General features: G+C 72.8%; 21 protein-coding genes, 2 tRNA genes and 2 pseudogenes. 14 read left to right on the forward strand and 11 right to left on the reverse strand.

From position 1 onward, the window contains the following. Positions 1-5 precede the first annotated feature (5 nt). A complete protein-coding gene (locus tag O7635_RS16735) occupies positions 6-977 on the forward strand; it encodes a VWA domain-containing protein (protein ID WP_278085499.1) in 972 nt (323 codons plus the stop codon). 14 nt (positions 978-991) lie between these two features. Next, positions 992-1,894 carry a trypsin-like peptidase domain-containing protein gene (locus O7635_RS16740; RefSeq protein WP_278081364.1) on the forward strand — a complete coding sequence of 301 codons (903 nt, stop codon included), beginning with the start codon at positions 992-994 and terminating at the stop codon, positions 1,892-1,894. Here O7635_RS16740 and O7635_RS16745 read toward each other — a convergent pair. After that, entirely contained in the window at positions 1,891-2,652 is a 762-nt protein-coding gene (locus tag O7635_RS16745) for an alpha/beta fold hydrolase (RefSeq protein WP_278081365.1), read from the reverse strand. The genes O7635_RS16740 and O7635_RS16745 overlap by 4 nt on opposite strands. Before the next feature lie 56 nt (positions 2,653-2,708). Between O7635_RS16745 and O7635_RS16750 the strand changes: the two genes are divergently transcribed. Continuing rightward, a complete protein-coding gene (locus O7635_RS16750; protein ID WP_278081366.1) occupies positions 2,709-3,329 on the forward strand; it encodes a CGNR zinc finger domain-containing protein in 621 nt (206 codons plus the stop codon). On the opposite strand, the gene O7635_RS16755 is transcribed toward O7635_RS16750, so the two are convergent. Beyond that, positions 3,326-4,177, reverse strand: a complete 852-nt coding sequence (locus tag O7635_RS16755) for a 3-methyladenine DNA glycosylase (RefSeq protein ID WP_278081367.1) — start codon at positions 4,175-4,177, stop codon at positions 3,326-3,328. The genes O7635_RS16750 and O7635_RS16755 overlap by 4 nt on opposite strands. A gap of 67 nt (positions 4,178-4,244) precedes the next feature. Beyond that, positions 4,245-4,655, reverse strand: a complete 411-nt coding sequence (locus tag O7635_RS16760; protein WP_278081368.1) for a hypothetical protein — start codon at positions 4,653-4,655, stop codon at positions 4,245-4,247. Between the two features lie 103 nt (positions 4,656-4,758). On the opposite strand from O7635_RS16760, the gene O7635_RS16765 reads away from it, so the two are divergent. The 3 genes from O7635_RS16765 to O7635_RS16775 all read left to right on the forward strand — a co-directional run bounded on the left by O7635_RS16765 (position 4,759) and on the right by O7635_RS16775 (position 5,860). Next, positions 4,759-5,562 carry a fumarylacetoacetate hydrolase family protein gene (locus tag O7635_RS16765; RefSeq protein WP_278081369.1) on the forward strand — a complete coding sequence of 268 codons (804 nt, stop codon included), beginning with the start codon at positions 4,759-4,761 and terminating at the stop codon, positions 5,560-5,562. Between the two features lie 77 nt (positions 5,563-5,639). Further along, a tRNA-Gln gene (locus tag O7635_RS16770) sits at positions 5,640-5,711 on the forward strand. Between the two features lie 76 nt (positions 5,712-5,787). After that, positions 5,788-5,860: transfer RNA gene (locus O7635_RS16775), tRNA-Glu, on the forward strand. Between the two features lie 1,461 nt (positions 5,861-7,321). On the opposite strand, the gene O7635_RS16780 is transcribed toward O7635_RS16775, so the two are convergent. After that, the gene (locus O7635_RS16780) at positions 7,322-8,008 is read right to left on the reverse strand and encodes an IclR family transcriptional regulator (protein ID WP_089254997.1); all 687 of its coding nucleotides are present in this window, start codon (positions 8,006-8,008) and stop codon (positions 7,322-7,324) included. Positions 8,009-8,057: 49 nt separating this feature from the next. Between O7635_RS16780 and leuC the strand changes: the two genes are divergently transcribed. The 4 genes from leuC to O7635_RS16800 all read left to right on the forward strand — a co-directional run bounded on the left by leuC (position 8,058) and on the right by O7635_RS16800 (position 12,872). After that, entirely contained in the window at positions 8,058-9,512 is a 1,455-nt protein-coding gene (gene leuC / locus O7635_RS16785; protein ID WP_278081370.1) for a 3-isopropylmalate dehydratase large subunit, read from the forward strand. A 29-nt stretch (positions 9,513-9,541) separates the two neighbouring features. After that, positions 9,542-10,129 carry a 3-isopropylmalate dehydratase small subunit gene (gene leuD / locus O7635_RS16790; protein ID WP_278081371.1) on the forward strand — a complete coding sequence of 196 codons (588 nt, stop codon included), beginning with the start codon at positions 9,542-9,544 and terminating at the stop codon, positions 10,127-10,129. A gap of 183 nt (positions 10,130-10,312) precedes the next feature. Next, the gene (locus O7635_RS16795; RefSeq protein WP_278081372.1) at positions 10,313-10,891 is read left to right on the forward strand and encodes an HU family DNA-binding protein; all 579 of its coding nucleotides are present in this window, start codon (positions 10,313-10,315) and stop codon (positions 10,889-10,891) included. Positions 10,892-11,012: 121 nt separating this feature from the next. Further along, positions 11,013-12,872, forward strand: a complete 1,860-nt coding sequence (locus O7635_RS16800) for an endonuclease/exonuclease/phosphatase family protein (RefSeq protein WP_278081373.1) — start codon at positions 11,013-11,015, stop codon at positions 12,870-12,872. 59 nt (positions 12,873-12,931) lie between these two features. On the opposite strand, the gene O7635_RS16805 is transcribed toward O7635_RS16800, so the two are convergent. From O7635_RS16805 to cofC, 5 genes and pseudogenes are all read right to left on the reverse strand, one after another. Further along, positions 12,932-13,816 carry an NUDIX domain-containing protein gene (locus O7635_RS16805; protein WP_278081374.1) on the reverse strand — a complete coding sequence of 295 codons (885 nt, stop codon included), beginning with the start codon at positions 13,814-13,816 and terminating at the stop codon, positions 12,932-12,934. Further along, positions 13,804-15,333, reverse strand: coding sequence for a CYTH and CHAD domain-containing protein (locus tag O7635_RS16810; protein ID WP_278081375.1), 1,530 nt, complete (start codon positions 15,331-15,333; stop codon positions 13,804-13,806). The genes O7635_RS16805 and O7635_RS16810 overlap by 13 nt, the downstream gene beginning before the upstream one ends. 14 nt (positions 15,334-15,347) lie before the next feature. Further along, positions 15,348-17,654: an RNA degradosome polyphosphate kinase gene (locus tag O7635_RS16815; protein ID WP_347405285.1), complete on the reverse strand. Its 2,307-nt coding sequence runs from the start codon at positions 17,652-17,654 to the stop codon at positions 15,348-15,350. A gap of 87 nt (positions 17,655-17,741) precedes the next feature. Next, positions 17,742-17,939, reverse strand: a complete 198-nt coding sequence (locus O7635_RS16820; protein WP_278085500.1) for a cold-shock protein — start codon at positions 17,937-17,939, stop codon at positions 17,742-17,744. A 39-nt stretch (positions 17,940-17,978) separates the two neighbouring features. Next, positions 17,979-18,611 (reverse strand): annotated as a pseudogene (cofC, locus tag O7635_RS16825) (2-phospho-L-lactate guanylyltransferase); the annotation flags it as partial. A 53-nt stretch (positions 18,612-18,664) separates the two neighbouring features. Here cofC and O7635_RS16830 point away from each other — a divergent pair. Genes O7635_RS16830 through O7635_RS16840 form a run of 3 tightly spaced genes read left to right on the forward strand, consistent with a single transcriptional unit; the run spans position 18,665 to position 21,532 of the window. Continuing rightward, positions 18,665-19,426 carry a lysophospholipid acyltransferase family protein gene (locus O7635_RS16830; protein ID WP_278081376.1) on the forward strand — a complete coding sequence of 254 codons (762 nt, stop codon included), beginning with the start codon at positions 18,665-18,667 and terminating at the stop codon, positions 19,424-19,426. Next, complete coding sequence (locus O7635_RS16835) at positions 19,423-20,418, forward strand: NAD(P)H-dependent glycerol-3-phosphate dehydrogenase (RefSeq protein WP_278081377.1); 996 nt, start codon at positions 19,423-19,425, stop codon at positions 20,416-20,418. The genes O7635_RS16830 and O7635_RS16835 overlap by 4 nt, the downstream gene beginning before the upstream one ends. Before the next feature lies 1 nt (position 20,419). Continuing rightward, positions 20,420-21,532, forward strand: coding sequence for a cystathionine gamma-lyase (locus tag O7635_RS16840; protein ID WP_278081378.1), 1,113 nt, complete (start codon positions 20,420-20,422; stop codon positions 21,530-21,532). A gap of 133 nt (positions 21,533-21,665) precedes the next feature. Here O7635_RS16840 and O7635_RS16845 read toward each other — a convergent pair. Next, positions 21,666-21,914, reverse strand: a pseudogene (locus O7635_RS16845) (hypothetical protein); the annotation flags it as partial. A gap of 103 nt (positions 21,915-22,017) precedes the next feature. On the opposite strand from O7635_RS16845, the gene O7635_RS16850 reads away from it, so the two are divergent. Beyond that, positions 22,018-23,121: a D-alanine--D-alanine ligase family protein gene (locus O7635_RS16850; protein WP_278081379.1), complete on the forward strand. Its 1,104-nt coding sequence runs from the start codon at positions 22,018-22,020 to the stop codon at positions 23,119-23,121. 97 nt (positions 23,122-23,218) lie between these two features. Here O7635_RS16850 and O7635_RS16855 read toward each other — a convergent pair whose 3' ends face one another. Next, positions 23,219-23,662 (reverse strand): HIT family protein, encoded by a 444-nt coding sequence (locus O7635_RS16855; protein WP_278081380.1) that lies wholly within the window; start codon positions 23,660-23,662, stop codon positions 23,219-23,221. Between the last annotated feature and the right edge of the window lie 714 nt (positions 23,663-24,376).

The raw sequence follows: 24,376 nt of genomic DNA on the forward strand, positions 1-24,376 counted from the left end.
ACGGCGTGCCCGACGTCGCGTTCCTCAACCCCGGCCGGCTCTGGCTGCTGGTCGGCGTGGCCGCGCTCGCCATCGCGTACGCCGTCATGCAGCGGCGGCGCAGCCGCTATGCCGTGCGCTTCACCAACCTGCGGCTCCTCGACAAGGTCGCGCCGACCCGCCCGGCCTGGCGCCGGCACGTGCCGGCCGCGCTGTTCCTGTCGATGCTCGCGCTGCTGGTCGTCGGCTTCGCCCGCCCGACCGACGAGGTGCGGGTGCCCAAGGAACGCGCGACCGTGATGATCGCGGTCGACGTGTCGGCGTCCATGCTCGCCACCGACGTGCATCCCGACCGCCTGCAGGCGGCCAAGGAGGCGGCCCGCGAGTTCGCCGACGAGCTGCCCGGCCACTTCAACGTCGGCCTGGTCGCGTTCGCCGGCAACGCCACCGTGGTCGTGCCGCCCAACACCGACCGGGACGTGTTCAAGGCCGGCGTGGACCGGCTATCCGAGACCACGGCCGGCCTCGGCGGCACCGCGATCGGCGAGGCGATCACCACCTCGCTGGACGCGATCCGCAGCATCGACGCGCGCGCCGACAAGGACCCGCCGCCCGCCCGCATCGTGCTCCTCTCCGACGGGGCCAACACGTCCGGCCGCGACCCCGACGAGGCGGCCGTCGAGGCCGACACCGCGGGCATCCCGGTCGACACCATCTCCTTCGGCACCACCGCCGGCGAGATCGCCCGCCGCGGCGGCGTCGCGATGTCGGTGCCCGTCGACGGCGAGACGCTACGCGGCGTGGCCGAGAAGACCAACGGCAGCTACCACGAGGCCGACTCCAAAGAGGAACTGCGCGCGGTGTACGCCGACATCGGCACGTCGGTGGGCTACGTGCACGAGCGCGCGGACGTCTCGGCGCGCTACATCGGACTGGCGCTGATCCTGGCGATGATCACCGCGCTCGCGTCGATGCTCTGGTTCTCCAGGATCCCGTGAGGAGGAGCGAGGCGATGACGACCACACCGACGAGACCACCGGGTCTTGGCGAGCCGCGCGGCCCGGAGTACGTCTCGCCCGACCTCGACTGGGCCGGCGGCGGGAGCGGTCGGCCGCCCGTACCCGGGAAGCGGCGGTCGTTCTCGACCTCCGGTTGGCGACGGGCGGCGCTGGCGGGCGCGGCGGTGCTCGTGGTCTCCGCGGTGTCCGGCGGGCTCGCCGGCGGTTACGTCGCCCGTGAGGACGGCCGCGACGGCGCCCAGCCGTCGCCCACGCCCAGCGCGGCGGCCGGCGGGGTGCCGGGCGACATGATCGCGGCGGCCAACAACACCCTGGCGGGCGTGGTGTCGGTAGAGGTCCGCGAGGCCGACGGCAGCGCCTCCGCGGGCTCGGGGTTCGCGCTGGACGGCAACCAGAACATCGTCACCAACGACCACACCCTCGGGGCCGGCGAGCCCAAGGCCGTCTACGTGGAGACGCCGTCGGGCCGGCGCATACCGGCCACATTGGTCGGTCGTGACCCCGACCGCGACATCGCGGTGCTGAAGGTGCCGCCGACCACCGGGCTCAAGGCACTGCCGCTGGCCAAGCCCGGCACGACCCAGGTCGGGGAGCCGGTGATCGCGGTCGGCACGCCGCTGGGCCTGTCCGGCACAGTCACGGCGGGCATCGTCAGCGCGCTCGACCGGGTGGTCAAGCTGGGCAAGAGCGGCCGCAGCCAGACGGCCATCCAGACCGACGCGTCGATCAACCCCGGCAACTCGGGCGGGCCGCTGGTCAACGGGCGCGGCGAGGTCGTCGGCGTGAACACCGCGATCGCGTCGCTGGAGGGCGGGGGCTCGATCGGCATCGGGTTCGCGATCCCGATCGAGCAGGCGTCCCAGGCGGCCGACCGGATCATCGCCGGGGGCGGCTAACCCGCCAGCTTCGCGGTCAACCAGGCCTCCCGGTCGGCCCGTGCGGCCGCGTCGAGCTCGTGGCCGGCGCCCGGGTAGAGGCGGCAGTCGGTGGGCGGCGCGGCCACCGACAGGAGCGCCCGGCGCGTGGAGTCGGGCACGAACGGGTCCGGCACGCCGAACTGGAGCAGCAGGGGCACGCCGCCGCGGTCCGCGAGGAACCGGATCGGGTCGACCGCCGTGAAGAGCCGCTCGTAGGCGACCGTGGCGTCGGCGGCCAGGCCCAGGAAGTAGGTCGCGAACCAGTTGCCGAAGGTGGCGTCGACGTTCATCGCGACCACGGCGCGCAGCTGCTCGGGCGCGGCGGAGGCCAGCAGCAGCCCGTACATGCCGCCGTAGTCGTGCCCCACGATCGCCACCCGGTCGACGTCGGGCCGGGCGGTGAGCAGGTCGAGGCCGGCCCGCAGCTGGGCCGTCTGCGCCAGCACGCCGTCGAGGTCGCGCTGGTCGCCGACCACCTCTCCGGCCCACGGGAAGCGCAGGTCGGGCAGCAGCGCGACGGCGCCCTGCCGGGCCCGGGCCACCGCCTCGTCGAGGAACTCCTGGCGGCTGCTGGTCGGGTTGGGTGGCTCGTACCAGTGGAGGTAAAGCACCCCCGGGTAACGGCCCGGCGCCGCCGGCTCGACCAGCCAGGCGTGGACGGGCTCGCCGGTCGGTCCCGGATAGCTGACGTCCTGGATCAGGACGTCGCCTTCTAATGAGCGTGACGTCGAATACACGTTAGGGACGGTACGGCTCGCCGGTTTAACAGGTCAAGCCTCCTAGACTCGTTAGGGTGTTGAGCGTCGAACTGCGGCCCGCCCGGCCGATCGCGCACGCCCTGGGCGGCCGGCTGTCGCTGGCGTTGGTCAACAGCGTGCTGTGGCGCCGCTCCGGCGAGCCGATCGAGCGGCTCGCCGACTACCACGGGCTCGCCGGCTACGTGCGCGACGCGGGCGGGATCGACGACGCCGCCCTGGCCGCCCTGGAGGCCGAGGCGACCGCCGACCCGACCGCTGCCCGGGCCGCCCTGGAGAGGGCGCTCAACCTGCGGGAGGCGCTGTTCCGGCTCTTCTCCGCGGTCGCGGCCGGCGTGGAGCCCGACGGCGCCGACGTGGCCGTGCTGGACCGGGCGTTCCGGGCCGGCCTGCGCCAGGTGCGGGTGGGCGTGGGCGCCGGGCGCGGCTTCCGCCCCGGCTGGACCGGGCTCGACGTGCCGGCCTGGGAGGCGGCCGTGGACGCGGTGGCGGTGCTCGGCTCACCCGACGCCCCGCCGCTCAAGCAGTGCCCGGGGGAGACCTGCGGCTGGCTGTTCGTCGACGAGAGCCGCAACCACAGTAGACAGTGGTGCGACAGCCGGATGTGCGGCAACCGGGCCCGGGCCCGGCGGCACTACCAGAAGCAGCGGGCCGGCTAGATCGCGTCGATCGCGGCGACCAGGCGGGCGCGCAGGCTCGCGGCCGCGTCGGCGAACGCGCGTTGGGCGGTGGCGTACTCGGCCCGCCCGGCCGCGGTCTCGATCCGCACCGGCGCATAGCCCAGCTCCGCCAGGTCGTACGGACTCGCCCGCATGTCCAGGGCCCGGATGTCGCGGGCCAGCGCGAAACAGTCGGCCACGAGCTCGCTGGGCACCAATGGGGAGAGCTTGTAGGCCCACTTGTAGAGGTCCATGTTGGCGTGCAGGCAGCCCGGCTGCTCGAGCTCATGCTGGCGCTCGCGGGTCGGGGTCAGCACGTTGAGGGGCCGGGCCGGCGCCGTGAAGAACCGGTACGCGTCGAAGTGGCTGCACCGCACCCCGCGCTCCTCGACCACGGCCGCGGTGGCCGCGGGGGAGAGCCGCAGCGGCCAGGCGTCGTGCCGGATCTCCTGCTGGGTCTGCCGGTAGACCATCGCCCACTCGTGCAGCCCGAAACAGCCCAGTTGGGCCGGGCGGGCGGCGGTGTTGGCGAGCAGGGCGCGGATCCAGGGGATCGAGTCGGCCCGCCGCGCGCGTACCCCCTCGATGTCGACGGTGACGCCCGCGGGCCCGGCGACGTAGTCCCGGCCGAGGTCCTCGACGGTGGCATCGGCCAGCACCACGCCGGCGCCCGGGTGCCAGCGGCGCAGCTGGGCCGGCCGGTGGGAGTAGTAGGTGAACAGGAAGTCCTCGACGGGATGCCGGCGGCCGGCCTTGCGGCGGCTCAGGTGCGGGCCGGTCCACCCGTCGACCCGCTGCTCGTGCGCGTGCCGGCGGGCGACCCAGATGTGCCGCGCCAGAACCGTCATCGGCCCAGCGTAGCCAGCGGTGGCGCCGCGTCCTGGAGTGCCCGCGGCGCCACCGCCGACGCTCGGGTCAGGCGCCCAGCGCGGACCGGATCTTGTTGATGGTGGCCATCTCGTTGCCGCTGACCCCACCCTGCGCGTTCGCGACCTGGTCGCAGACGTTCATGATGGTGCTGCGGAAGTTCTGCAGGTCCTGCGGCGACTTCGCCAGGATCTGCTGCGACTGCTGCAGCATCGACATGACGTTGTTCTCCATGTCGGCCGACGAGCCCTTGGGCATCTTCGGCATGCCGCCGCTGCCCTTGAAGATCTCCTGCATCTCGGGGGAGGCGCTGCGGAGGGCCTTGCCGCCCGCCATCATCTCCTTGATCGTGCTCATGATCCCTGGATCGGACTTGGAAACCAGCATCATCGCGCCCATCGCCGCGTTGCGCAGGGTGTCGCGCTCCTGGTCGGTGTAGCGCATAGCTTTGTCAGTCATGCCCAGATCCTCACGTGGCCGGAGTGCCCCGGGTGCGAAAACCGAACAAGGTCGATGTGCCGCCCCGGATGGGAGCGCTGGGCCCGGCCGCTAGATTTGAGGCGTGCGTATCGCTTTGTTCGCCCATTCCAACGGGCAGTCCTTCGGCGTGGTCGAGGGTGAGGCCGGCGCGGGACCCGAGGCGCTGACCGTGGCCGAGATCGAGGGCCTGCCGTTCGGCGAGATCAAGTTCACCAACCGGCGCTGGGCCCTGGCCGACGTGCGGCTGCTGCCCCCGATGCTGCCCCGCAAGATCATCGCGGTGGGCCGCAACTATGTCGAGCACGCCTCCGAGCTGGGCAACGAGGTGCCCAAGGAGCCGCTGCTCTTCCTCAAGCCCCCGTCGTCCGTCATCGGGCCCGGTGACGCGATCGAGCTGCCGATCCAGTCCAAGCAGGTCGAGCACGAGGCCGAGCTGGCCGTGGTGATCGGCCTCCAGGGCGCCCGCCGGGTCGACCGGGCCGGCGCCGAGCGGGCCATCTTCGGCTACACCTGCGCCAACGACGTGACCGCGCGCGATCTCCAGCGCACCGACGGCCAGTGGACCAGGGCCAAGGGATTCGACACCTTCTGCCCGATCGGCCCGTGGATCGTCACCGACCTGGACGTCAGCAACCTGGAGGTCCGCTGCGAGGTCGGCCGGCCACCGGAGGAGCTCGAGGTCCGCCAACTCGGCAACACCCGCGACATGGTCTTCGACATCCCGACGATCGTGTCCTACGTCTCCCACGTGATGACCCTCGGCCCGGGCGACGTGATCCTGACCGGCACACCCGCCGGAGTCAGCCCCATCCTCGCCGGCGAAACCGTCTCGGTGCGGATCGAAGGCATCGGTGAGCTGGTCAACCCGGTCACAGCCATCGAATGACGTCGACCCGGGGGGTGGTGGATTTGGCGGCCGCCACCCCCTCCGGTAAAGTTCTCACTCGGCGCTTCCAGCGCCATTGGGGTATGGGGTAATTGGCAGCCCAACTGATTCTGGTTCAGTTAGTCTAGGTTCGAGTCCTGGTACCCCAGCAACGATGCCGAGATGGCACCGGTGTTGGACTCTGGTAGAGTTCGGCTCCGTCGCCACCGCGACATCGGAAGTCCTGGCCCCGTCGTCTAGCGGCCTAGGACGCCGCCCTCTCAAGGCGGTAGCGTGGGTTCGAATCCCATCGGGGCTACACAGGGAAACCCTCCGAGATTGCTCGGGGGGTTTTGCTTTTGTCTTGGATCCAGATCAAGAGCGGGCTTTCCCGGGTCCGCCGTGGGCGCGACCGTTGCTCCCGCCGGGGATCGCTGCGCTTCGCTCCGCTTGCCAGGCCCGCGGTAGCCGTGCGCACCTGAACCTTGGCCATGATCGTGTGCAATTGGTCTGGCGGCTGGCCCATTGCCTTCATGATCAAGTGCAGCAGGTCTGGGCGACGCGCCGTGAAGCATCCCGGTGAGCTTCACACGATCATGCGAATCGCCCCCACGTGTCCTGGTGCGATGCACATGATCTGTGAAGAGCCCGGCGCGTCCGGAAGCCACCGCCAGCGCAGTCAGACCGTGCACCGCAGGAGCCAGCGCGCGCCACCCGCGCAGCCAGAGCCTTGCCCGGTGAGACCGACCACCACCGCGCAGCCGCAGCCAGACCGCCCCAACCGGCGCTCGCCTGGCAACCTCGTGATCCCGGCCCCGGCGCCGCCGCCCTGCGGGGCCTTGCCACGCGATCGGCCTTACAGCGCCGCGGCTTTGTCGCTTCGGGGCCTTGGCGGCGTCGCCGGCCTACCGGCCCTGCCCTACAGCACAGTTCCGCCGCTTAGGCAGCCGGAAGGTCAGGGCGATTCGCCGCCTCGCCGCCCCCGCTGGCCGCGTGATCGACCGGCTCATGACCTTTCCGGTCATAACGTTTGCGGCGACGCTGCGGGCCACGTGCTCGCGGCTTCGCGGCTCCGCTGTCCCGTAGCCTCGCCGCCGTGCGGGTCGCGGGCTGGCTGCCCTGCTGCCCTGCCGCCCTGCCGCCCTGCCGCCCTGCCGCCCTGCCGCCCGCGGGCTCGCTGCCGCACGGCTTCGCGGCCCCCACCACCTTGCGGTGTTTGTGGCCCGCCGCCTCGCGTCTCCACCGCCTTGCGCCCCCGGGCCGTCGTATCGCGGCTGTGCGGCCTGCACCACCGCTGCTTCGCGGCCCGCCAACATGCGGTCTTATGACCCGCCCCCTCGCGGTCCTGAAGCCTTCCGCCTTGCGGTCCTGAAGCCTTCCGGCTTGCGGCACCGCCGTTTCGTGCCGCGCCGCGGTTTGAGCGCTTGCGGCCTTGCGGGTCCTGCGGTCCGCCGTCTCGCGTCCGCGACAATGCCGCCTTGCGGCTCGTCGTCTCGCGGCCACGCGGTCCCGTCGTCTCGCGCCAGTGCCGCGTTGCGGTCCGCAGCCTTGCGGTGTTGCGGCGTGCCGCGTCGCGGCCCTGGCGGCGTGTGGGCCCGCGGTCCTGCGGCTGCCGCCTCGGGCCGTGTGGCCCCGCCGCTTTGCGGTTCTCGGGGCCTGCGGTCCTGCAGCCCGCCGCCTCGCGGGTCCTGCTGGAGCCGTGGCACGGCCGGTCGCCTCATCTCGTCAGCAGACTCGCCTTGTGCAAGGGAAATCGCTAAGCGGGCCCTGTCCTAAAAGGTCAGAGGCCGGAGAGGCGTTGGCCGGCGCGGACCACAGCCATCGCGTGGCGGTCGCCGGGGCGGCGGCCGAGCCGCTCGATGGGTCCCGAGACGCTGATCGAGGCGATCACGCGCCCGGTCCGGTCACGGATGGGGGCCGAGACGCTGGCCACGCCAGGCTCCCGCTCGGCAACGCTCTGGGCCCAACCGCGACGCCGGACCTCCGCGAGTGTCCTGCCGGTAAACTTGCAGCGTGGCAGCAGGGGCATGACCGCCTCCGGCGGCTCCCAGGCGAGCAGGATCTGGGCGGCCGAGCCGGCCGTCATCGGTAGGACCGAGCCGACCGGCACCGTGTCGCGCAGGCCACTGGCGCGTTCCGCGGCGGCGACGCAGATCCGTTCGTCGGCACGGCGCAGATAGAGCTGGGCGCTCTCGCCCGTCGCGTCTCGCAATGCGGACAGCAGCGGCTCGGCGGCGGTGAGCAGCACATCGGGCGCCGCGTTGGCCAGCTCGCCCAGGCGGGGGCCGGGGCGCCAGCGTCCCTGTGTGTCGCGCACGAGCATGCGATGGATCTCCAGCGCCTGCGCCAAGCGGTGGGCGGTGGCCCGGGGCAACCGGGTCCGCTCCACGAGTTCGGCCAGGCTGGCGCCGTCGACACAGGCCGCGAGGATCACCACCGCCTTGTCGAGGACGCCGACACCGCTCATACTGTGTCCCACAAGCCGAAACATACCTCCCAGAATTTAGGATGTCCAGATGGTGGGAGTCACTCCGAAGCCAACGACGCCGAGGACCCTGGCCGAGAAGGTCTGGGACGCTCACGTGGTGCGATCCGCCGAGGGCGAGCCGGATCTGCTCTTCATCGACCTGCACCTCCTGCACGAGGTGACGAGCCCGCAGGCGTTCGACGGGCTGCGCACCGCGGGCCGCACGGTGCGGCGCACCGATCTCACGCTGGCGACCGAGGACCACAACACACCCACGGGTTACAGCGACCCGGCGTTCAACCTTCGGCGCGGCGACCCGTTGACGATCGCCGACCCGACGTCGCGGACCCAGATCGAGACGCTGCGCCGCAACTGCGCCGAGTTCGGCATCCGGCTGCACCCGCTGGGCGACGACAACCAGGGCATCGTGCACGTCATCGGCCCGCAGCTCGGGGTGACCCAGCCCGGCATGACGATCGTGTGCGGCGACTCACACACCGCCACCCACGGCGCTTTCGGCGCGCTGGCGTTCGGCATCGGCACGAGCGAGGTCGAGCACGTGCTGGCCACCCAGACGCTGCCGCAGAGCCGGCCGAAGACCATGGCCGTCAACGTGGTCGGCGACCTGGCGCCCGGCGTGACCGCCAAAGACCTTGTGCTGGCGCTGATCGCGCAGGTGGGCACCGGCGGCGGCCGCGGCCACATCGTGGAATACCGGGGCGAGGCGATCCGCAACCTCTCGATGGAGGGGCGGATGACGATCGCCAACATGTCCATCGAGTGGGGCGCCAAGGCCGGCATGATCGCGCCGGACGAGACCACCTACGCCTACCTCAAGGGCCGGCCGTACGCGCCGCAGGGTGACGCCTGGGACGCCGCCCTGGACCACTGGCGCAGCCTGCCGACCGACGACGGCGCGGTCTTCGACACCGAGGTGACCCTCGACGCCACCCGGATCAGCCCGTTCGTCACCTGGGGCACCAACCCCGGCCAGGGCGTTCCGTTGAACAGCAGCGTCCCGGCGCCGGCCGATTTCGAGTCCGACGCGGAACGCGTGGCGGCGACGCGGGCGCTGGAATACATGGCCCTGACGCCCGGCACGCCGATGCGCGACCTCGCGGTCGACGTGGTGTTCGTCGGCTCCTGCACCAACGGGCGGCTGGAGGACCTGCGCGCCGCGGCCGAGGTGATCCGCGGCCATCGGGTCGCCGAGGGCGTACGCATGCTCGTGGTGCCCGGTTCCGCCGCGGTGCGCGAGGCCGCCGAGATGGAGGGCCTCGACAAGGTCTTCGCCGACGCGGGCGCCGAGTGGCGGTTCGCCGGCTGCTCCATGTGTCTGGGCATGAACCCCGACACGCTCTCGCCCGGCCAGCGTTGCGCCTCCACGTCCAACCGCAACTTCGAGGGCCGTCAGGGCCGCGGCGGCCGCACCCACCTCGTCTCGCCACCCGTCGCCGCCGCCACCGCCGTGCGCGGTCGGCTGGCGTCGCCGGCGGACCTGTGACGTCGGCGACACCAGGGAGAGAAGGAAACATGGAGAAGTTCACCGTGCACACCGGCACCGCCGTCCCGCTGCGGCGGTCCAACGTGGATACCGACCAGATCATCCCGGCGGTGTACCTCAAGCGGGTGACCCGCACCGGCTTCGCCGACGGTCTGTTCAGCGCCTGGCGCGAGGACCCGTCGTTCGTCCTCAACGACCCGGCGTACGCCGGCGGCACGGTGCTCGTGGCCGGTCCGGAGTTCGGCACCGGGTCATCGCGCGAGCACGCGGTGTGGGCCTTGCGGGACCACGGTTTCCGCGCCGTCGTCTCGCCGCGGTTCGGCGACATCTTCCGTGGCAACGCCCTCAAGGAAGGCCTGCTGCCGGTCGAGCTCGAACTGCCCGCTGTGGAACAGCTGTGGGCGCTCGTCGAAGCGGATCCGACCACGTCGGTGACCGTCGACCTGGAGCGCCGCGAACTCCGTGCGGGTGACCACGTTTGGGCGTTCCCGCTCGACGATTTCAGCCGTTGGCGGCTCCTCGAAGGGCTCGACGACATCGGCCTGACCTTGCGCCACGAGGCGGAAATCACGGAGTATGAGCAGCGTCGACCGGCTTTTCTGCCGGCAATCGGCTAGCCCTTCCTCGGCCCTACGGCCGATCCCAGCGCCGAATTCGCCCCCTCCGGTCCCACCGGAGGGGGCGAATCCGTTACGACACAACGGCTTTTTTCGGCGAGATGTTTGTGTACCGATGACAATGGGCATACGGTGCGCGCAGAATGGCTCGCGTTGAGGCCATGAAAACATCGGAGGGAAGTTGTGAACAAAGCCGAGCTCATCGAGGCGCTCGCCGCTCGCCTGGGGGACCGGAAGACGGCGACGGCGGCGCTCGACGCGGTCCTCGCCGAGGTCCAGCAGGCGGTCACCAAGGGAGACCGGGTGGCCATCACCGGTTTCGGTGTCTTCGAAAAGCGCGTGCGTGGTGCCCGAACAGCCCGCAACCCGCGCACCGGTGAAGCGGTGAAGGTCAAGAAGACGTCCGTTCCGGCGTTCCGCGCCGGCGCCGGCTTCAAGGAGATGGTCGCCGCCGGCCGCGTGCCGAAGGCGGCCGCCGCCAAGAAGACCACCGCCAAGGCCACCACGGCGAAGGCGACGCCCGCGAAGTCGACGACCGCCACGAAGGCGGCCGCGGCCAAGAAGACCGCCACCGCGACGAAGAAGGCCGCTCCCGCCAAGACGGCCGCCAAGTCGACGGCGACGAAGTCGACGACCGCCCGCAAGGCGGCCACCGCCAAGAAGACCAGCAGCGCGGCCGCCAAGAAGACCACGACGGCCCGCACCACCGCCGCGGCCAAGAAGGCTCCGGCCCGGAAGGCGCCGGCCAAGAAGGCCCGCTGACCGGACGAGACGGGGAAGGCGCCCACCGGATGGTGGGCGCCTTCGTCTGTGCCCGGTCCGCTGTGGACCCCTGACCGACAGGCGGTAGACGGCGGCCCGCGGGCTGCCGAGAATTGCTCGGGTGCGCCGCCCTTTCCTCACCACCGCCGCGATCGCGCTGGGCATCGTCCTGCTGACGGACGTGCTGCGCGTCTGGCTCCCGTCGATCATCACCATCTTCGGCCAGGCCGCGTCGACGCCGGCCGAGCTGATGGGTGGGTTCGCGCTGCTCTGGTTCGTCGGCGCGATCGCCGTCGTCCCGTTGCTGCGGCCCCTCGGCCCGCGCGGTGTGGCGCTGGCCGCCGGTGTCGCCCTCGCCGGCTGCCGGCTCGGGCTGCTCGCCACGAACGGTGGACAGGCACAGCTGTACGTCGCCAGCGCCGGTCTGTTGGCCGGCCTGGTGTGGCTGGCGGCGGTCGCCGTCACCGGCCCGACACCGGTGCCGGGACTGGTTTCCGGCCTCGCGGTGGGCACCGCGCTGCACGCCGCCGTCGGCACGTTCGACCTCACCTGGCGCGGCGGGGTGTTCGCATGGTCGGTGATTGCCCTGCTGTGCCTGGCATTCGTCGTCGCACAGCCGGCATTGACCGACCAGCCAAGCGGATCGGCGGCCTGGTTCGCCGTCGGGCCGGTGCTGCTGCTGTGGACGATGGTCGCCGGCTCGCCCGCGCTGGCCGGCACGGCGGTCTCCTACGCGCTCGGCGAGGAGCCCGGGATCGCCGGTCCGGGCCCGGGTTTCCCGGTCGCCACCGCCGTCCTGTCGGCGCTGTCGGTCGGCCTGCTGGCGGCGGGCGCGTTGCTGCCGCGGCCCGGCGCGTTGGTGGCGGTGGCCGGTGCGGCCGTCCTCGTCGCCGGCACACTGGCGTTCGCGCTGTCCTGGGGCGCCGGCCTCATGGTGGCCATCCCCACCACCGCGCTGGGTCTCGGCCTGGTGCTGTGCGCGACCGGCGTGCGTGCCGTCGGCACCGAACTCGCGCCGGTACGCGGATACGCGGCGGTCGGCGGCATGACGGTGTTCGCCGTCGCGGCGGTCGCCTACTACGCCTCCTACGACATCGGCTACCCCAACGAGTGGGTGCCGCCCGCGGTCGCGGCGCTCGTCGCGATCGTCGTGGCCCGGCCCCCGTACCGCTTCGTCGAGGTGTCCCGGTCCTGGGCCCTTGCCCCGGCCGCCGTCGTGGTCACGTTGCTGGCCGGGCTGCTGATGCCGATCGGGGCGAGCGCAGCCGGTGGCACCGCGACGCCGGGCGCGATCCGGGTCGTGGCCTACAACATCCGGATGGGCTTCGGGCTCGACGGGCGGTTCGACCTGCCTGGACTGGCGGACGCGATCCGCGCCGAGCGGCCGGACGTCGTGCTGCTGAGCGAGGTCGACCGCGCCTGGCTGCTCAACGGCGGCCATGACACGGTCGCGCTGCTGGCCGACCGGCTCGGCATGCCCTACCGGTTCGCCCCGGCGGCCGACGCGGTGTGGGGCGACGCGGTGCTGACCCGGCTGCCGGTGGTCTACACCGCGACCACCCGGCTGCGCTCGGTCGGCGCGCCGACGGGGGCCCAGGCCCTCGGTGTCGTGCTCGACGCGGGTGGGACGGAGGTGGCGGTCGTCTCGACCCACCTGCAGCCGCCGCCGGACGGTGGCCCGGTGAGCCAGGCGCGGGAGGTGGCCGCGTTCGCCCGCGGGTTCGCGGCCGGCCGTCCGCTGGTCGTCGGGGGAGACCTCAACACCCAGCCGGGCGACCCGGCGTTCGCGGTCTTCACGGACGCCGGGCTGGTCGACGGGTTCGCGGCCGCACGGCCGGTGCCGACGTCGCCCGCCGACGCGCCGCGTGAGCAGATCGACCACCTGCTGGTGTCGCCGGCCGTCGCGGTGACCGACGTCGTCGCGCCGCGCACCGAGGCGTCCGACCACCTGCCGATCGCGGCGACGCTGACAGTGGGCTGAAACAGGCGCGGAAGCCGGCTGAGATCCACGAGGAGGGGTCAGAGACGGTGACCCAGGGGTCAGAGCCGGTCCGCGGCGACGGTGCCGTCCGCGGCGAAGGCGAGCAACCAGCCGCCGCCCTTGGGGGTGCGGTAGTCGTCGGCGGCGCCGTGGTCGACCAGCTGGGCCAGCGCGCCCGGCATGACCTTGCCCTGGCTGCAGGCCACGAAGTCGACTCCCGCCGCGGCCAGCTCGGCCAGCCGGCCCGCGGTCGACAGCACCCGCTCGTCCTCGTTCTGGCCCGGCACCGGCTCGTCGAGGGCGGAGTCCGCCGCGATGGGAAGGTCGACGAGCGCGGCCAGCGGCTCGAGCGTCTGCCGGCAGCGCAGCGGCGTCGCCGACACCAGCTGGGCCGGCCGCAGCAGGGCGAGCAGGCGGGCCAGCTCGCCGGCCCGCGCCCGCCCCTCCTTGTCGAGCGGGCGGGCCGAGTCGGGGCCGGACCAGGTGCCGCGTTTGCCCGCGTGGGCGTGCCGGACCAGCCCGCAGACGGCGTTGATCGCCGGCAGGACGGCGAAGTCGCGTACGACGCGGGTGTCGTGTGAATAGGTCAGCAGCGCCAGCGCGTCGTCGACCGGCAGCCAGCGGACCTCGTTGACCTCGTCGGACTCGGCCACCAGGGCGGGCTCTTCGCTGACGTAGCGCATCGACCAGTAGTCGACGGTCTTCGGGAAGCCCTCCCGCACCGTGTAGCGGGCGCCGGCCAGGCGCACCTGCGGCACGGCGTGCACACCGGTCTCCTCGGCCACCTCGCGCACCGCGGCGGCCAGCGGGTGCTCGCCGGACTCCAGCTTGCCCTTCGGCAGCGACCAGTCGTCGTAGCGCTCCCGGTGGACGAGGCAGATCTCGAGGCCGTCGCCAACCGGTCGCCACACCACGCCGCCGGCGGCGCGGATCAGGGTAGCCATCGCGTCCTTGTCGGTTCCGCGGCCACGGCCCACGCCTCCGGGAAGGCGGCCCGGGCGGCCCGGATCGCGGCCCGCTCCCGCTCGAACAGCCGGCCGGCGACGGCCGCGAGCTCCGTGTCACCGGGCGACTCGGCGGCCAGCGCCACCCACGTGTCGGCCGCCACGGCGGCGTCCTGGTGCTCACCGAGCAGGTTCTGCACGCGTCCGAGGGCCTTGGCCAGCTTGGCCGCCGGCCCGCCGATGACGGAGGCGACGGCGTCCACCGCGTACCTCGCCCGCTTGCCGTTGATGCGCACCGCGTGCCAGCGCTCGTCGGGCGCGAGCGGGTCGAGGTCGGCCGCGCCGTCGACGCCCTTGGCGCCGTAGGCCAGCCGCCGCCAGGGCTTGGCCACCATGCGGGGGAGCAGCCGCAGCGCGGGCGCGTCGGCGGACGCCGTCACCCGCGGCTCGCGCGCCGCGTCGACCAGCAGGTCGAGCAGGGCGTGGTAGCGCGGGCTGCGCAACGCCTCGTCGACCTCGGCCAGCGCGGTGCGCTGACGGGCGTCCAGCGCCGCGTCGAGGCGGGCCACCGCGGCGGGGTCGATCGGGCAGAGCGGGTCGGCGTTGGCGGTGTGGCCGAGCCGCTCGCGCAGCACCTCGGCGTCGCGGGCCGCGCCGAGCACACCGGCGATCCAGCGCAGCTCGTCGCGGAGCCGGTCGGCCCAGCCGCGGTCGAGCAGGGCGGCGAACGTACGCAGGTCGCTGCGCAACCGCCGGCAGCCCACCCGCATCTGGTGCACCGCGGTGTCGCCGTCGTCGAGCGGCTGGCCGAGCCGCACCAGCGGGTCGTGCGCCAGGATCCGGCCGACGCCGGAGCGCACGGCGGCCACCACCACGTCGGCGGCGGACGGCTGCTCGGGGAGGTCGCCCGGCGGCGTGAGATCCGGCGGCAGCGCGGCCGCTTTGCCCAGCGCCCGCACGTGTTTCGGGGTGAACTCGCCCTCGACGGCACCGGCCTCGGTGAGCGCCGCGGTCACGGTGTCGAGCAGCCCGCGGTCGCCCGCCTTGCGCTCGACCTCGATCTCGCGGAACGCCATCCGCACCGCCTTGCCGTCGAACACGGTGACGGCGTCGTCGGCGACCTCGGCCAGCACGGTGCCCTCGGCGTCGCGTACCTCATAGGCCCGTCGCTCGGTGCGGATCTTCGCCGCCGGCGCCAACGCGGCGCCGCGCGACCAGGCGGTGACCAGCGCGACCAGCTCCGCCGGCGGGTTGCCGGCGCGGCCCTTGCGGGAGATCTCGTGCCGGAGCCCGGGCACGGCGGCGGGCAGCTTGACGGTCCACGGCGCGGCGTCGCCCTTGCGGTGCCGCAGCGACACACCGGCCCGGGCCAGCCGCAGGTCAGGCGTGTCGTAGTAGGTAGCGGTGAGCGTGGCCGCCGGCGCTTCGACCACCCTGCCGCCCGCCGGAGCCCGGTCGCCCAGATCCGGCAGCCGGAACGCGTCGTCGGCCCCGAGCTTGCGTTCCTCCTCCAACATCGCCTAAGCCTAGATCAGCCCGGCGTGCCGACGATACGGCGCAGCAGGCGGCTCTGCACGTGTTCCAGTGGCCTGTCCAAAGTGGAGGTGCGGCGGGTCCAGCTGCCGTCGCCGTGCAGCACGAACGCGTCGGTGTCGGCGCTCATCGAGGCGGTGAGCACGCTGTTGAGCTCGGCCCGGGCGACCGGGTCGGTGACCAGCACCAGCGCCTCGACCCGGCGGTCGAGGTTGCGGTGCATCATGTCGGCCGAGCCGATCCAGAACTCGGTGTCGGGGTCGTCCGGGTCGACGCCGAACCGGAACACCCGCGAGTGCTCCAGGAACCGGCCGAGAATCGAGCGCACCCTGATGTTGTCGGAGAGCCCCGGCACGCCCGGTCGCAGCGTGCACATGCCGCGGATGATCAGGTCGACGTGCACGCCCGCCCGGGACGCCCGGTAGAGCGCGTCCACGAGCTCCTCGTCGACCAGCCCGTTGGCCTTCATCTGCACCAGGCCCTCGCCGCCCAGCCGGACCTTGTCGATCTCGCGGTCGATCCGCTCGATCAGCCCGCTGCGGATGCCGTGCGGGGCCACCAGCAACCGGCGGTACGCGGTCTGCCGGCTGTAGCCGGTCAACACGTTGAACAGGTCGGTCAGGTCGGCGCCCACCTCGGGATCGGCCGTCAGCATGCCGAAGTCCTCGTACAGCCGGGCGGTCTTGGGGTGGTAGTTGCCCGTGCCGATGTGGCAGTAGCGCCGGATCTGGTTGCCCTCCTGGCGCACCACCAGCGCGGTCTTGCAGTGCGTCTTGAGGCCCACCAGCCCGTAGACCACGTGGCAGCCGGCGCGTTCCAGCATCCTGGCCCAGCCGATGTTGGCGACCTCGTCGAACCGCGCCTTGACCTCGACCAGCACCACCACCTGCTTGCCGGCCGTGGCCGCGTCGATGAGGGCGTCGACGATCGGCGAGTCACCGCTCGTGCGGTAGAGCGTCTGCTTGATGGCCAGCACGTTGGGGTCGGCCGCGGCCTGCTCGATGAAGCGCTGCACGCTGGTCGAGAACGAGTGGTAGGGGTGGTGCACCAGCACGTCGCCGTCGCGCAGCACCGAGAACACGCTGCGCGGCACCTCGCCCTCGACCAGCCGCGGGTGGGTTGCCGGCACGAACGGACGGTCCTTGAGGTCGGGCCGGTCGACGTCGCCGTAGATCTGCCACAGCGACGACAGGTCGAGCAGGCCGCGGACCCGCAGGACGTCGCTGGACTCCATGTCGAGCTCGCGGACCAGCAGGTCGAGCACATGGTCCGAGATGGACGCCGCGACCTCGAGGCGCACCGGCGGGCCGAACCGGCGCCGGGCCAGCTCACGCTCGAGCGCCTGCAGCAGGTCCTCGTCGCGGTCCTCGTCGACCTCGACGTCGGCGTTGCGGGTCACCCGGAACAGGTGGCACTCGACCACCTGCATACCGGAGAACAGCTGGCTCAGGTGGGTGGAGATGAGCTCCTCGACCGGCAGGAACCGGTTGGTGCGGCCGACGCGTACGAACCGGGGCACGTTGTTGGGCACCTTGACGCGGGCGAACAGCACCTGACCGCCGTCGGGGTCCTTGACCGACACGGCGAGGCTCAAGGACCGGTTCGAGATGTACGGGAACGGGTGCGCGGGGTCGACCGCGAGCGGCGTCAGCACCGGGAACACGTGGTCGCGGAAGTAGCTGCGCATCTGCTCGCGCTCGTCGTCGGCCAGGTCGTCCCACTGCAGCAGTTCGATGCCCTCGGCGCTCAGCTTGGGCAGCACCTCGTCGACGAAGCAGGCGGCGTGCCGGGCGACCAGGTCGGCGGTCTTCTCGCCGACGAGCTCGAGCTGGGTGCGCAGCGGCATCTGGTCGCCGCCGCGGACCGGCAGGCCGGCCTGGAGGCGGCGCTTGAGGCCGGCGACCCGCACCATGTAGAACTCGTCGAGGTTGCTGGCGAAGATCGCGAGGAACTTGGCCCGCTCCAGCAGCGGCGTCGACGGGTCCTCGGCCAGGGCCAGCACCCGGGCGTTGAAGTCGAGCCACGACAGCTCGCGGTTGAGGAAGCGGTCCTCCGGCAGGGGGTCCGAGCCCATCGGCGGGACGTCGTCGGGCGGCGGTGGCGAGTCGATGTTGTCGGTGGCGGTCGGTGGGGCCGGGTTCTCCGGGGCGGGGCCGTGGCCGGCCGGCGGGGCGCTGCGGCCGCGCGGCGCCTGGGGGCTGCGGGTCTCGGTCGGGCCGGCCGCCGTCGACACCAGCTCGGCCTGTTCGCTGGGCGCAGCGTCGGTCGGGAGGAACCGGCCATCGGTCCCCCGCGGACGTGGCATGCGTCGGCCGGGTGGTGTCTGTGTCACCCCATCATCATTACCCGATCGAGCTGAACGTGAAATGCACTTCAGTCGACTGGCGGCGGCTCAGGGGAGCGTGGGGATGGTGAGACGGGTCACCGCGCCGGATTCGTCACGGTCGATGCGCACGCGCTGGCCGAGGCGGAGCAGGCGCAGGCCGGAGGCATCGAACGCGGCCGCCGGGTAGGCCAGCTCGGTGCCGTCGTCGAGCAGCAGCGTGCCGGACCGGCTCGCCGGGTCGTAGGTGGCGACGGTGCCCTGCATGCCAGCACCGTAGCCCACCAGGCGGGCGGTGTGCGGGCCCAGACCGAGGCCGGCCGCGGCCGCGAGGTCGGCCGGGGTGTCCACGTCGCGGCGGAGGGTGGGCCAGGCGCCGTCGAGCGGCTTCGCGCCCGACGCGGCGTGGGCGGCCGCCGATCCATTACCGAACTGCGGATCCAGGGGTACGCCCGGCGGCGCGGTCAACAGCACGGTGCCGGTGCCGGGCGCGTCGGCGGCGTACCGCCGGATCTCGCCCGTCGCCTCCCGCAGGGCCGCGCCCAGCTCGGTCGCCGAGAGGGCCGGCAGGTCGGCCTGGAGCGCGGCGACGGGGCGGCCGGGGGCGGCCGCGGCGCCGCTGAGGAAGGCCGGGTTGAGCCCACCGCCGGCCGGCTCGGCCACGAGGCGCACGCCGAGCCTCCGCAGCGCGGCGGCGGCGCCCGGATCGCCGGTGACCGCGATCACCACGGCCACCTCGGTCGAGGCCAGCGCCGCGGCGGCCGTGTCCAGCGCCAGCGCCAGGGCCAGCGACGCGTGCGGAACGTCACGCAGCGCTCCGCGGAGCCGGCTCTTGCCCGTGGCGGGCGGCTTCACCGCGAGCACCACCGCCCAGTTCCCACGCACCCGCCCATGGTGCCAGGCGGTCCTGGCTGGCCCTGCCCGCCTCCGAGCAGGCATGATTTCGCTGCGGGTCGCGCGGTCGGGCGCGGTTGCGGCGGTGAGGAGGCAGGGTGGCACGGCGGAGGCTCGGGTTCTGGCGACGGCTGGTGGTCATGCTGGTCAAGCCGGTCCTGACCGGCTGGACCAAGCGCACCTGGACGGGGATGGAGCACATCCCGGCCACCGGCGGCGCGATCATCGTGGCCAACCACCTGTCGCACGCCGACCCGGTGGTCATCGGGCACTACCTCTACGACGCCGGCCGGTGGCCGAGCTTCCTGGCCAAGGCCAGCGTGTTCAAGGTGCCGGTGATCGGCTACATCATCTCGCGGTGCCAGCAGATACCGGTCGAGCGCGGGTCGGTCGACGCCGCCCGGTCGCTGGACACGCTGGTCACGGCGGTCAAGGACGGCAGCAGCGTCATCATCTACCCCGAGGGCACCACGACGAAGGAACCCGAGCTCTGGCCGATGCGCGGCAAGACCGGCGCCGCCCGGTTGGCGTTGACCACCGGCGCGCCGGTGATCCCCGTCGTGATGGACGGGCCGCAGGCGCTGTTCGACCCGCGTACGTCCAAGGTGGGTCTGAAGGCCCGGATCCCGGTGCGGGTGCACGCCGGTGCCCCGATCGACCTCAGCGCGTGGGCCGGCGCCGCCCCGAGCCGGCAGACGCTCGACGCGATGACCGAGGCGATCATGCTGCACCTGCGCGACATGCTGGCCGAGATGCGCGGTGTCGCCGAGCCGCCGCCGCTCTGGTCGCCCCCGCGCAAGGCCGCCCCGCCCGCCGCCCGGCCCGCCGTGGACGACACGCCGGCCGGTGACCCGGCATGACTCATGTCGCTGTGCTCGGCGCGGGGTCCTGGGGCACCGCGTTCGCCAAGGTGCTCGGCGACGCCGGCCGGGACGTGACGATCTGGTCGCGCCGCGACTCGGTCGCCGCCGCCATCCGCGAGACCCGGTGCAACCCCGACTACTTCCCGGACGTACGCCTCCCGGACCGGGTCACCGCCACCGCCGACGCCGGCACCGCGCTGGCCGGCGCCGAGATCGTGGTCCTCGCCGTGCCGTCGCAGACGCTGCGCGGAAACCTGGCCGAGTGGCGGTCGTCGCTGGACTCCGACGCCACGCTGGTGTCGCTGATGAAGGGCATCGAGCTGGGCACCACCAAGCGGATGAGCGAGGTGGTGATCGAGGCGGCCGCGGTGCCGGACGACCGGGTCGTCGTCGTCTCCGGCCCCAACCTCGCCCCGGAGATCGCGGTCGGGCAGCCGGCCGCGACCGTGGTGGCCGGCATCGACATGCGGCGCGCGACGCTCGTGCAGGACGCGATCACGACGCCTTACATGCGGCCGTACACCAATGACGACGTCGTCGGGGCCGAGCTCGGCGGGGCGGTCAAGAACGTGATCGCGCTGGCCTACGGCATCGCCGAGGCGATGGGGCTCGGCGACAACATCAAGGCCACGCTGATCACCCGCGGGCTGGCCGAGACCGCCCGGCTCGGTGTCGCGCTCGGCGCCGACCCGCTGACCTTCGCCGGCCTGTCGGGGTTGGGCGACCTCGTCGGCACGTGCCACTCGCGGTTCTCCCGCAACCGCACGTTCGGCGAGCGGCTCGGCCGCGGCGAGACGCTGGAGCAGGCGCAGGCCGCCGTCGGGCAGACCGCCGAGGGTGTGAAGAGCTGCCTCGCGATCCGCGACCTGGCCCGCAAGGTCGACGTCGAGATGCCGATCACCGAGCAGGTCGAGCGGGTGTGCCACGAGGGCGCCGACCCGCGCGAGGCGCTGACGATCCTGATGACCCGCACGACGAAGGCCGAATGACGTGATCGAGTACGGCGACGGCACGCGGTCCGTCCACGCGGGACTGCCGCCGGCGGTTCCGGGCGAGCCCTTCCTACCGGGGCCGGTGTTCGCGGCCCCCTACCACCTCGACCCGGCGATCGGACCCTCCGCGTCGCCCAACGGCTACGGGCGGCCCGACAACCGCACGCGGCGGCTGCTGGAGGCGGCGATCGGGTCGCTGGAGGGCGGATCGGCGCTGGCCTTCGCCAGCGGCCAGGCGGCGGTGACGGCGGTGCTGCTGTCGGTGCTGCGGCCGGGCGACACCGTGGTGCTGCCGGCCGACGGCTACTACCCGGTGCGCGGGTTCGCCACCTCGGTGCTGGCGGAGCTGGGGGTGCGGCCCGTCTTCGCGCCGACCGCCGGCCCGCACCCGGACTACGCCGGTGTGCGGCTGGTGCTGCTGGAGACGCCGGCCAACCCGGGCCTCGACGTGTGCGACGTCGCCGCGCTCTCGGCGCGCGCCCGCGCGGCCGGGGCTCTGCTGGCGGTCGACAACACCGCGGCCACACCGCTGGGGCAGCGGCCGCTGGATCTCGGCGCCGACATCTCGCTGGCGTCGGGCACCAAGGCGCTGACGGGCCATTCCGACCTGCTGCTGGGGTACGTGGCAACGCGGTCCGCGCCGTTGCTGGAGTCACTGACCGGGTGGCGGACGTTGACGGGGTCTATCCCCGGGGCGTTCGACGCGTGGCTGGCCCATCGGTCGCTGTTCACGCTCGACCTCCGGCTGGAGCGGCAGTCCGCCAACGCGGCGGCGGTGGTCGCGGCACTGGCCGGCCGAAGCGACGTGACCGGGCTGCGCTGGCCCGGTCGGGCGGAAGACCCGGCGTTCGAGGTGGCGACGCGGCAGATGCGGCGCATCCCGGGCATCGTCGGCTTCGACCTCGGCTCGGCGGACCGCGTGGCCCGGTTCCTGGCGGCGTCCCAGCTGGTCGCGGCGGCCACGTCGTTCGGCGGGGTGCACACGAGCGCGGACCGGCGGGAGCAGTGGGGCGACGACACGGCGCCGGGCTTCGTCCGGCTGTCGTGCGGGATCGAGGACGCGGCCGACCTGGTCGCCGACATCACGGCGGCCCTGGACGCGTCGAAGTAAGGCGCCCGGCGCCGGCCGCGGGGGCGCCACGCGGCTGGCGTTAACAACGGGCCGTTCCTTGGTTTCACTCGCGTGGGCGGCGGACGCCGCGGCCGCCACCGCCGCCCAGGCGGGCGCGGGGCGCCGCCACCGGGACCGGGCGTTTGAGGTGGTAGCGGTGGAGTTCGCTGGTGCCCTCCAGGCTCGGGTTCTCGCTGACCGAGACCAGTTCCCAGTGCTGGTCGCCGGCCCGGTTGAGGTGTTCCAGCGCCGTTTCGCCGAACGGCGTGACGTCGAGCATCGAGCCGTCCGGCCCGTACCAGTGGAAGGTGACCTCCCAGCCGGCGGCGTCGACGCGCGCCATGCGCCGGCGGACCAGCAGCGCGTACTCCCATTTCGTCATGGGCCCGGAGGTTCCCCGTGGAGCGTCGCGGAAAACGGCGCGCACGCAGCGTGATCGCCGGACCAGCCCGCTTGGCGGGCCACGGCAGAGTAGGGTCCTGTCCGTGACAAAGCCAAGGAAGATCCGCGTCGCGGTCGTGTTCGGCGGCCGCAGCACCGAGCACGCCATTTCGGCGGTCAGCGCGGGGAGCATCCTGCGGGTGCTGGACCCCGACCAGTACGAGGTGATCCCCGTCGGGATCACCCGCGAAGGTCAGTGGGTGCTCACCGACGGTGACCCCAGCGCGCTCGCGATCGAAGGCGCGCGGCTTCCGGAGGTCACCGCGGGCACGGGCACCGCCGTCGTGCTGCCCGGCGACCCCACTTCGCGCGGGCTGATGGTGGTCGAGCCGTCCGCGGGCCTTAGCGCGCTCGGCGACGTCGACGTGGTCTTCCCGGCGCTGCACGGCGCCTACGGCGAGGACGGCACGATCCAGGGCCTGCTGGAGATGGCCGACATCCCCTATGTGGGTGCCAACGTCTTCGCCAGCGCGGCCGCGATGGACAAGGAGTTCACCAAGAAGCTGGCGGCGGCCGAGGGCATCCCGGTCGGGCCCTACGTGGTGCTGCGCAACGGGGTGTCGCTCAGCGAGGCCGACAAGTCGCGGCTCGGGTTGCCCGTTTTCGTGAAGCCGTCGCGCGCGGGCTCGTCGTACGGCATCACCAAGGTCTCCGACTGGGCCGACCTCGACGCGGCCGTCGCCACCGCCCGCCAGATCGACCCGAAGGTGTTGGTCGAGGCGGCGATCGTGGGCCGCGAGGTCGAGTGCGGCGTGCTCGAGGCCGAGGCCGGCGGCGGCGCCGAGGCGTCCCTGCTGGCCGAGATCCGAGTGACCGGCGAGGGCCACGAGTTCTACGACTTCGAGGCGAAATACCTCGGGGACGAGTGTGAGTACGACATCCCGGCGCGGCTGCCCGAGTCGGTGACGCAGGCGGTGCGCGACTACGCGGTGCGCACCTTCAACGCGATCGACTGCGCCGGCCTGGCCCGGGTCGACTTCTTCGTCACCGACGACGACGAGATCCTGCTCAACGAGATCAACACGATGCCGGGCTTCACCGCTACATCGATGTTCCCGCGCATGTGGGCCGCGAGCGGGCTGGAATACCCGAAGCTGGTCGACCGCCTGATCCGCACGGCGCTGCGCCGGGGCAGCGGCCTGCACTGAGTGCCTAAGGCCTATCCGGTGGATCATGCCGGCGCCCCGGCGGGCCCGGACGCCGCCTGGACCTCGCCGGAGCACCACCCTGATCCACCGGATAGGCCTAGACGCCGGTGAAGTAGGGCCGGAGGCGCTCGGCCAGCGCGGCCACCTCGGTGTCGCCGCCGCGTGGCGCCTCCGCCCAACCAGCGCTGTCGTGCCACGCGATGCTCTCGGGCGTGCCGCGGTAGCGCGGGTAGACGTGCTGGTGGAAATGCGGCACCGCGGTGCCGATGATCGCGGAGAAGACGTGCTCGGGGTCGACCTCGGCCCGCAGGCCGATCGCGGCCCGGCGCACCGTGCTGCCGACGGCGGCAGCCTCCACATCGGTCAGATCGTCGATGTGCGGCGCGTGCCGCAAGGGCTCGACGAACAGATGCCCGAGCAACACGGGCGCGTCGCGTGGCGGCAGGTGGCTGACCACCACGAGATCGTCCCGCCAGATCTCGTGAGCACTGTGCAAGGGCCCGGTTCCGCGATGCTTGGCACAGATCAGGCACTCGTCCATGCCCCGGGAGCATAGGCCGCGGGGCTTGATCAGGCACGATGAGCGACGGCGGCCCGGCACTCGCTCGGCCGGGTGGTCGTGCGATCGCCGAGGGGCGGTGACGCTGCGGACCGCGTTGACCGGCCACGTCAGCGTCGGCTGCCCGCATCGCATCGTCTTCCGCGACTTCGCCGGCTCGCGCCTGCGCCTGCCCCGGCGGCCCGACTCGCCGAGGCCTCCGTCGTGGAGCGCCGGCAGCGCGCGTTGGTGTGCCCGTCAACGTCGGCGGCGGCTTCGGCATTGACTACACCGGCGGGTTAGGAACGGTCCGGGTAGTGGCCGCGGCTGGGTTGTCGAGGACCTCGCCGGATCTGGGTCGCGGCGCACTTGAGATCAGGTGCACCACGTCGGGGGCCAGGACCGACATTCGCTCGATCAACTGCGTCTGATCGAGAAACGTGGCGGCGTGCCGACCAGGCCCAGTGCACACGATCATGCGCACATCCGTCCACCAACCCGATCAGGCACACATGATCGCGAGCACGGCCGCGGAGACCGGCCCGCATTTCATTGGCGCGGTGTGTTGGGGGCGCGGTGTGTTGGCCGCCTGGTGCGTTGGCGGCGCGGTGCGGTGGCCGCGCACCTGCGGTTGGTTGCGCGCGTTCGTTGGCTGAACGGGTGGGGTGGCCGCGCAAAAGTGCGGTGCTGCACGGTGTCGGATCCGCGGCCTCCGCC

The sequence above is a fragment of the Asanoa sp. WMMD1127 genome (genome assembly GCF_029626225.1).
GTDB lineage: Bacteria > Actinomycetota > Actinomycetes > Mycobacteriales > Micromonosporaceae > Asanoa.